Source organism: Marinomonas transparens, from assembly GCF_016463975.1.
GTDB lineage: Bacteria > Pseudomonadota > Gammaproteobacteria > Pseudomonadales > Marinomonadaceae > Marinomonas > Marinomonas transparens.
Genome location: NZ_JAEMNX010000009.1, coordinates 162743 through 170542 on the forward strand (window position 1 = coordinate 162743; position 7800 = coordinate 170542).

The window sequence follows — 7800 nt, forward strand, 5'->3', positions numbered from 1 at the left end:
TCAACAACTGGCACTCAGTAGGGGAGCCATTTAGTCAGCATAGCGGTTAACTTCTGTTGTGAAATAGGTTTACCCATATGATCATTCATTCCCGCAGCAAAACAAATATCATCATCCCCTTTCATGGCATTGGCACTCAAGGCAACAATAACAACATCTGCAGGTGTTTGGCTATTCGTCATCTTACGTATCTGTCTGGTAGCTTCATAACCATCCATGACAGGCATCTGGCAGTCCATAAAAATCAAATCAAATTTAGTGGTTGCAGCAAGCTCCACGGCTTTTTGACCATGTTCTGCAACCACCACATCAATACCGTATAAATTCAGCAAACCGCGTGCAACAATTTGATTGGTAACATTATCTTCCACCAAAAGAATTTTTGCGTTAAAGGCAGGACGCTCTTCTGATTTATTTTCTGCGCCACTCTCTTTCATAACCTTCTCTCCTAGAGGTAAAGTCACCATACTATCTAAGACACTTTCTAGTGACTGATAAAATATGGGCTTAGTTAAAAATGCAAAATATCGATCTGAATTAAAACTCACATCAGAACGCCCCTTCAACAAAATCTGTTTTATTTCTTGTGCCTGACAAAGACGCTCTAATTTATCTAGATCATCAATAAGAGAGCTCGTCACTACTTGCTCATCAAGCAGTAGGCAATCAGCAGCCAATGGGCTATCTAATAAGACCTGAGAAATCGTCTCATAGGACTGGAAAGAAACGCCCATCATTTCCAATAGACTAGTTATATAGTCACGCCCCGTATTGTCTTGATAAATGACAAGTGCTCTTAAATCACCATGCGGCTTCTCTTCTGACAGGGCAAAGGTAGGATCAAAAGCAAGAGGGACACTGAACCAAAATGTTGCCCCCTTTCCTTCACCTGAGCTAAAACCGATTTCTCCGCCCATCGCGTCTACAATATCTTTGCTAATAGCCAAGCCTAACCCAGTGCCGCCAAACTGGCGAGTAGTCGAACCATCCCCTTGCCTAAAACGCTGAAATAACTGATCTTGACTCGCTTGAGAAATACCAACACCAGTGTCAGTAATAGTGAATCGTAAAATCACCGTATTTTCGTCTAAAGGATCCACCACAATACGCAACGACACTTCACCCTCTCGAGTAAACTTAATAGCATTTCCTAATAAATTCACTAACACCTGCTTCAAGCGCAGGCGATCAGCCAATAATCGAATCTGGGGGGTAGCACTGGTAGGTATATACAATGCAATTTTTTTATTTTCTGATTTAGCACTGAAAAAGAGCGCGATTTCTTCAATTAATGCCCTCAAATCAAAAGAGTGCTTATCTAAAACAAAGCTCCCCACCTCTATCTTAGATAAATCTAGCAGGTCATTAATAATATCTAACAAGGATTCAGCACTCTGCTGAGAAAGCCTAGCCAAATTACTTTGCTCAGACCTTAAGCCCGTATTGATTAACAAAGAAAGGCAACCAATTACCCCGTTTAGTGGAGTACGGATCTCGTGACTCATGTTGGCCAAAAATTCACTTTTTGCCCTATTCGCGCGCTCCGCCTCAAGTTTTGCCTTGCTGTGTGCAAGCTCAGACTCTTTCAAAGATTTATTCGCTAACTGTAGATCCTGTGTACGGCGCGCCACTTGACGCTCAACCTCCGCAGTATAATTATTAATAAGCAATAGAAACCAGCTCAATAAACTGGCCACTAACAAAACACTCGTCACAACCAAATACACACTCCAAGGCTGCCTAAAAAATACATTTTCACTCACCTGAATCAGATTCCATTGATGCGCACCCACTTCGACATCATACGTCACACTATTACCAAAGATGCTTCTATCAAGACCTGATAGAAGCGCATCAGTCGATAACCTTGCATCGGCGCTACTTGCTAACAACTTAGGCCCAACAGCCTCCCTCCCCATATCGATTAAATAGAGCTCTGTATTAGGCAATAAACCACGATGTACGATTCTTTTCGATAACTCTTCCATTTGAATCAGAGCAGTAGCAACCCCCAAAAAAGTGATATTGTCATGGTCTAAAAGGGGTAAAAAAAGCAGTACGCCGACACTATTTTGAACTAAATTAATCGGCCCTGTAGGGTAGGCTCTATTACGTTCAATGGCTTGATCAATGGCATAACGACGATCAACTTGAGAATACACATCAAAGCCAATCGCGCTCTTATTTTCTTCAAAAGGGGCAATGTAACTCACCACCACATGAAGGTCTCGTGGCATAACAGCAACCAACTCTCCTGCACTATTATGCTGTTTTATAAAAAAATCAAAACTGGGGTAGTTGTTCTCAATAAAATGCTCGAGCTTACCCAGCTCAGCGCCTGACACGGCTAAATTTAAAGATAAAGCCTGTATCGAAGAGTCATGATACATAACACTATCAGCATAGCGCTGAAATTCTACAGCATCCACTTGATTACTGCCCCGTACTAAACCAACAATGCCGTATAAGATATCCTCTGCGCTTCTCACTCTACCGCTTAATGATGTTCTTAATAACTCTGCATTGTTTCTAAATTCTTCTTGCTGTTTGCGCCTTTCAAAATCCCCTACCCACAAAGACAATAAAATAGAACATACCAAGACAACAAAAAGAGAGAAAATCAGATACTTAGATCGCGAATCCCCGCCAAAATAATGAGGAAAAAGCACAACAAACCAAGGCGTAATAAAAAGACAACCTAGAACAACCGCTGTCCACCAAGTTAACCAGTGGAAAGCAAAAAACGACAATGTAATATCACCAGAAAAAGCGAGAGACAGACTCGCTACCGAGGAATAAACCAAAGCAGAAAGGGGAACAATAAGTAATAAAAGGCGCAGCACATTACTGACATGGCGAATACTAGAGGATTTGTCTATCAACCTATCTACTAACCATCCAGCCACAAGAAATTGCAGCACGGCGCCAACAGCAGAAAAAAAGAATGTGACAGAGAAATATGACGTACTATGAATCAGCCAAGCATAAAATCCATTGGCTGCCAAAGAGCCAAAGAAAACACCAAGTAAGACCCACTTAACAGGAAAGATTAAAACCATACCAAGAGCAAAGCCCGCAGCTGGCCAAATCGTTGCCATATGACTAGGAGGCAAGACAGCCAAAAGCCCCAGCAATCCAAACAGGAAATAACCGCATGCTGTTATTAAAATAGCCTTCATTCCTTTGATCATAAGATACCGCTGCTACAAAATTTGTCGAACGAGTCTTTGAAGATTAGCACACTACATGAAGGGCAAAGCTGGAGAAGATATGAGGTTAAGTTAAGAGATGTAACTGAAAGTCATCGATAATGAGAATTAATAACACCAAGACCATCAGGGGTCGAAATTCACCACCACATATTTAACGGCGAAGAATTGTGCAATCTTGTTTAAGTTTGTAATACATACAGCTTGCTTCTTAATATGGAACTTATGCAAATAAGCACTGCTAATGCCTGTTTCCGAGCTAATCCGATTATAGCTCCCCTTACGCTTACGCCCATTGATCAGCTCATGGCTAATAAGAAAGGCATCAATACAGTAAGACAAATTGTAGAGAAAAAAGGCCATCTACGGATAGATGGCCTTTTTTCTTAATCATGATACCCAGAGACGAAATCGAACCGCCGACATGAGGATTTTCAAAGCTTAAGAAATGGGTGCCTAGGACTTTTTACTCATTTTCTTACTTAAGCTGCTTTCTGACAGACTCAACCGCCGTGCGACTTCTTTTTGTGAATTGGCATGGTGATGCGTATGGCGAATAACTACCATCTCCACGTCTTTTAAAACCGATTTCATATCAATGTACTCACCGATGGCAGGAAGAGTTAGTTTTTCAATGTGTTTTTTTAATTCTAAATAGTGTGCACGCTCCTGCGAGAAGGGTACAAATTTCATCATGGTGAATAATTTATGCTTTTCACTCAAGGAAATGAAAACAAACAACATAAAACACAAGGCCAGAGACAAAAAACCAGCCATATTGACCCTGTAACCGAGCTGCATCAGGATCATCAATATAATAGCTATTACAATAAAGGGGACAAAAGCCAAAAGCGCGACAATGCACCTTGATCTTACATCATATTCTTTTTTAGCCATGGCCCCCTTCACTAAAATAAAGATGGAACACAATAAAAAACTCAATATATATGTCTGAAAAATAAAGTAGTATTCCCCTGCAACCCGAGTGATGGAGCCATTGGGTAAAAAATAAAATCCAGCAACTATTTTATCTGAAAGCAAGATAGCACCAGATAAAAAGCAAGCAATGATAAATAAAAAATCCTTCTTAAAAAAATAAAAACTATTTGATATTTCTACGCAGTTTTTCAACAAATATAAAGCAACGAACGCAGCCAAACAATAATATAATTTCAACCCTAAAAAATAGTAACCTAACCTTAAAAAGCTAATCATTTCGATGAAATTCAGAAAAAACATCAAAACAAGTAAAATAAAGAAATTTTTCTTCTTATGGACATTTGAATAAAAAAATAAAAAACATTTGATAACTAAAGCAATAGCAGATGGCAACATCCATGTCATTTTTATCTCCTGTTATGCTATAAAGCCACTTTGGCTAATTGATATCCCACTGCCCGCACCTGCAATAAGAACTCTTTGGTTGGGTGTCGCCTGTACATTATACAAATTAACCGGAATAGTTGCGGTAGTGATATTGCCATAATGTTTGTAGGAAACAGGCATTATCTGTGGTGATACCTTCGCCACTTCAGACATACGTTGATGTGGTTTTCTACCCGTTTGATGGCAAATAAAGTGTGCAATATCCATGGGCTGCCATTGTAGTGCCAAATAGGTTTGCTCTATCAAGGCTGAGTGTAACCGGATTCCCACTGAGCTAATCTTCCCCATCACCATTTGCCCTTCATACCTGCCTTTTTTGTCTAGGCTTATTTTACACAAATCCGTGTATTTTGCATTTGTGTAAAAATTGAAATATTGGAAACCCCGCCCATCGATTTTTGGCGTAAGTACCATGGCTGCCCCAGCATCCCCCAGTGTCAATGCACCTAGCTCTTTCTGCAATGACGCACTATTGTTTCTCAACTTGTCTACATAGTAATTCGTAATGTCGCTAGACGCCTCGCCAGTGACCACCAATACATGAGTAGCATCACTACACTGGATTAGACTGTCCGCTATTATTATGCCATTCATAAAGCCATGACAAGCATTTGAAACATCAAAGCTAATCGCATTGGTACAACCTAATTCATGTTGTACTTTATGGGCAATAGAGGGTTCGAGCCATTCTCGACTAATACCACAAAAAATCACCGCATCAATGTCCCTCGCGTTAATGCCGCTTTCCGACAATGCCTGTTCGGCAGCTTTTATGGCAAGCACACTGGGCAATTCTTCCGCACTGGCGACTCGTCGTTCATCTATGCCACACACCTCGCTTAGCCAGTGTTCAGAAATGCCATAATGTAATTCGGATTTGATTTCTCTCATAAGCTCTCGTGAGGTGACCACTTGCTTAGGAAAATACGTCCCCAGCGCTGCAATTTGACAATTTCCTTTCATTAACATGGTTAGTTCTCCATTGACTATGCAAAATTGCATAAGCAATCATCTAACCTCATATCCCCAGTAAGAAAAAGTAATAACAAACACAACCTTACGTTTTAAAAGATAACTTTCATTTTTGAAATCCACCATATAAGACATTGATTTAAATGCGATTTAAAATTTAAAATCTATTTTACATATTTGCAAAAAAGAAAGGCTATTTTCTAGAAAAAAGACTTTGACAATGTGTTTTTTTACTTATTTACTGGACAAAAATCAAGCGAACAAGAATACGAAATATACGCAGAGGTAAGACTCGAGAAAAGGACAATGCCTCTCCCACCTAGGCATAATTTCTTCAAAATATTATAAAAAGGATTTATACATGGAGACCTACAAAACGAAACTGATTGCAGAGCAGATGCTGGGGTTGACGCCTGAACAAATCGATGAGCTGATTGACACAGGCGAAGATTACGACACTCCACTACAAGCCGCATTCGGCATAGACTTGGCAACCTTAAACAAGATAATACAGGCGTTAGTCCCCCTTACACCGAAAATTTTTCACCCAAAAAACCACCATTTGGTGCATGCTTTTGTTCGTTATCAAGGTGAGCATAGCTATATTATCGCCAGCCAAGATGCACCCGCTGATAACGACACATAAGCTTTTGCTTTTGCTATTTCGAGTCTAGTTTTCGACTTAAGTTGCTTTCGGAAATACTCAATGCCTGTGCTACTTCTTTTTGAGTCGCAAAATAATGATGGGCATTCTGAATCACCAAGATTTCAATCTCTTTGAGTAGGGACTTCATATCAACACTTTCCTCCATCCAAGGCCGTGAAAGCTGTGCCAATAACGCACTCAATTTCAAATAATAAACTCTCTCTCTCGAAAAGGGCACGAACTTCATCACCTTAAATAAGGAATACTTATTATTCAAAGAGAGAAAAACAAGCAGCATAAAACAGGTTGCCAGCGATAAAAAACCCGCCATATTTACCCTGTAGCCAAGCTGCATTAACAGCATCAATAGCACAGCCACCAGCATAAAAGGCAGAAACGCCAGCAACGTAATCAGGCACCTTGACTTGATATAATACTCCTTTGCATTAAGAATATTTTTTATTAAAAAAAATGTCGAAAGAAATATAAAAAAAACCATGTAAATTTGAAAAACAAAATAATACTCGCCCGCAACACGAGTAATTGAATTATTATCGAGCACACTAAAATCAGCTATTACCTTGTTGCTGAAGAAAACCAAAGAAGACAAAGCACTGGCAAAAAAGAGCAAGGCACCTCTATTAATAAAAAGGGGAGTCTGTGATATTTTAAAACAGTTAAAAAATATATACAGAGCAGTAAAAATAGTAGTGCAGTAGTATAACTTCAGCACTAATAGGTTGTGCCCTATCTGAAAAAAACTTAGCAGCTCGAAACAACTCATGAAAAATATCGACACCAAAAAAATGATGAAGTAGTTATTTCCACCAACATTTTGACATAAAAAAATGTTGGTCTCTTTATGTGACCTTAAATGGAAGAATAAATATAGTTTAATCAATAGGGCTAATGCGGAAGGTAGCAGCCATATCATGTTATTTTCTCCTGTAAAAGACCCTGCTTTTCAAAGAAGCAACAAACCATACTGTGTTACCATCCCTTTGAAATGTATCGACATTCCTACAAATCCGTCTTCAGTAAAAGGATTGATGGTACAAGTTTTTAGAGCGCGTTTCTGCCGTATATTAGGTTATTTTTATACTTTCTGCTCGCCTAGCCACACTGGCTCTTGAAACCCTACTGCATTCGTTCCTAGGTGTTGATTAATCTCCAGGAAGAGTGACTACAGGGCGCCTATTTCCAGTTCGTGATACACTCACATCCTCTTTTCTATATCATCAAAGCCACCGATGTTGGCTGGTATGATGTCAGATAGCATGCGGGGCATGGAAAGACTCACCCATGATGATATTTACCCGCTCGAATTATATCGCCCTCGATGATGGTTTCCCCTGGTTCTTTGGCGCGCTGGATTTAGCAATATTCAGGTAAGCGATTATAAGAATTTCTGAGGTCTAGAAAGAATGGAAAGTAAGGATAAGTGAAGGTTCAAGGCTTCATGCTAGCCTATTTGACAGTTAAAGCACCATTTATAAACAAAATTTCAGACAAAAAAAAACCTGCTTAAAAGCAGGTTTTTTTATGATGGTGCCCAGAGACGGAATCGAACCGCCGACACGAGGATTT

Annotated in this window: 5 protein-coding genes; 1 reads left to right on the forward strand and 4 read right to left on the reverse strand. The window is 39.7% G+C overall.

The annotated features are described in order from the left end of the window. Positions 1 to 14: 14 nt before the first annotated feature. The 3 genes from I8J31_RS09775 to I8J31_RS09785 all read right to left on the reverse strand — a co-directional run bounded on the left by I8J31_RS09775 (position 15) and on the right by I8J31_RS09785 (position 5564). Positions 15 to 3179: an ATP-binding protein gene (locus tag I8J31_RS09775; RefSeq protein WP_233402684.1), complete on the reverse strand. Its 3165-nt coding sequence runs from the start codon at positions 3177 to 3179 to the stop codon at positions 15 to 17. 486 nt (positions 3180 to 3665) lie between these two features. After that, positions 3666 to 4553 (reverse strand): hypothetical protein, encoded by an 888-nt coding sequence (locus I8J31_RS09780; protein WP_199468269.1) that lies wholly within the window; start codon positions 4551 to 4553, stop codon positions 3666 to 3668. Positions 4554 to 4565: 12 nt separating this feature from the next. Then, positions 4566 to 5564, reverse strand: a complete 999-nt coding sequence (locus I8J31_RS09785; protein WP_199468272.1) for a 3-oxoacyl-ACP synthase III family protein — start codon at positions 5562 to 5564, stop codon at positions 4566 to 4568. A 364-nt stretch (positions 5565 to 5928) separates the two neighbouring features. On the opposite strand from I8J31_RS09785, the gene I8J31_RS09790 reads away from it, so the two are divergent. Next, entirely contained in the window at positions 5929 to 6213 is a 285-nt protein-coding gene (locus I8J31_RS09790) for a hypothetical protein (RefSeq protein WP_199468274.1), read from the forward strand. 13 nt (positions 6214 to 6226) lie between these two features. On the opposite strand, the gene I8J31_RS09795 is transcribed toward I8J31_RS09790, so the two are convergent. Further along, positions 6227 to 6844 carry a hypothetical protein gene (locus I8J31_RS09795; RefSeq protein ID WP_233402685.1) on the reverse strand — a complete coding sequence of 206 codons (618 nt, stop codon included), beginning with the start codon at positions 6842 to 6844 and terminating at the stop codon, positions 6227 to 6229. Positions 6845 to 7800 lie beyond the last annotated feature (956 nt).